We start from the raw sequence: 1,658 nt of genomic DNA, 5'->3' as shown, positions 1-1,658 counted from the left end.
CCGCAGCCCCCGTCGCCGTCGTCCGCGCCGCACGCGTCGGCCGCGGCGCCGTCGGCCGCGTCGGACACGTCGGCCGCACCCCACGCCGGCGACCCCACGTCCCTGCCGCCGGCGCCCGCCCTCGACAGCTGGGGCCGTCCCGAGCGTCCGCGTCGCCGTCGTGCCCTCGGCCTCGTCTGGGTGGTGCCGCTCCTCCTCCTCGCGCTCGTCGCCGGTGCCGCCGGCGGGTACCTCGGCGACCAGTGGCTCGACCGCCCGCGACCCGCGGACGCAGCGCTGCCCCGGCCCGGCGGGAGCGGCGGCGCCGAGGGTGCCGGCGACCTCACCGGGGTCGCGGAGGTCGCCGCGCAGGTGCTGCCGAGCGTCGTCTCGATCGAGGTGCGGGCCCAGCAGGGCGAGGGGACGGGCTCCGGCTTCGTCCTGCGCGAGGACGGCTACATCCTCACGAACAACCACGTCGTGGCCGGCGCGGGACCGGGCGCCGAGGTCGTCGTCGTCTTCGCCGACGGGAGCCAGGACACGGCGGAGATCGTCGGGGCCACCACGGCGTACGACCTCGCGGTGCTCAAGGTCGAGCGCACGGGTCTGACGCCGCTCGTCCTCGGCGACTCGGACGAGGTCGTCGTCGGCGACCCGGTGGTCGCGGTCGGCGCACCGCTCGGGCTCCAGGGCACCGTCACGACCGGCATCGTCAGCGCGCTCAACCGCCCCGTCTCGGCGGGTGACGGTCAGTCGACGGCCTTCATCAACGCGATCCAGACGGACGCCGCGATCAACCCCGGCAACTCCGGCGGGCCCCTCGTCGACGCGTCCGGGCAGGTCATCGGGATCAACTCGGCGATCGCCCAGCGGCCTGGCACCGCGGCGTCGGGGAGCATCGGGCTCGGCTTCGCCATCCCGTCCAACCAGGCGCGCCGCACGGCCGAGCAGCTGATCGAGACGGGGACCGCGACGTACCCGGTGATCGGCGTGCTGCTCGACCAGCGGTACACCGGTGAGGGCGTGCAGGTCTCGAGCGAGCCGCAGGACGGCATCGCGCCCGTGACGCCGGACGGCCCGGCGGAGCGCGCGGGCATCGAGCCCGGCGACGTCATCGTCGCGATCGACGGACGCCCCGTGACCGAGGCCGACGAGCTCATCGTCGCCATCCGCGCGAAGGCCCCGGGCGACTCCGTGTCGCTCACGGTCCGGTCGGGCGACCAGGAGCGCGACGTGCGGGTCATCCTCGACGAGACCGCGAGCGAGGCGCCGTGACCGCGGGGCCCGGACGTGGCCCGCGTGGCGTGGGGCCTCGCCGCGGCTGGCTAGTCTGACCGCGTGCTCGGCATCAACGGGGGCGAGTTCCTCGTCCTCATCGTGGTGGCCCTCCTCGTGGTGGGCCCCGAGCGCCTGCCCGGCTACGCCGAGCAGCTCGGGTCGTGGGTGCGCACGCTGCGGCGCTTCCTCGGGACCGCGCGCGAGCGGGTCGCGTCCGAGCTGGGCGAGGAGGCTGCCGACGTCGACTGGGCGTCGCTCGACCCCCGCCGCTACGACCCCCGCCGGATCGTGCGGGACGCGCTGCTGGAGGACGTCGCGCCGCCCCCGCCCGTGACCGGGCGCCGCTACACGACGGGCCGCGCCGGGGCTGCGGCCGGAGCCTCGGCCTCGGCCGCGGCGGG

Annotated in this window: 2 protein-coding genes; both read left to right on the top strand. The window is 76.7% G+C overall.

The window, feature by feature from the left end; all coding sequences use genetic code 11:
• On the top strand, positions 1 to 1,254 hold a 1,254-nt coding region (locus ICW40_RS07670), incomplete at its 5' end, for a S1C family serine protease (RefSeq protein ID WP_260458926.1).
• 63 nt (positions 1,255 to 1,317) lie between these two features.
• The coding region (locus ICW40_RS07665) for a twin-arginine translocase TatA/TatE family subunit (RefSeq protein WP_221653243.1) at positions 1,318 to 1,658 on the top strand (341 nt) is incomplete at its 3' end.

The organism is Actinotalea ferrariae (assembly GCF_019733465.1).
Classification (GTDB): Bacteria; Actinomycetota; Actinomycetes; order Actinomycetales; family Cellulomonadaceae; genus Actinotalea; species Actinotalea ferrariae_A.
This window is presented reverse-complemented; position numbering and strand designations above follow the sequence as displayed.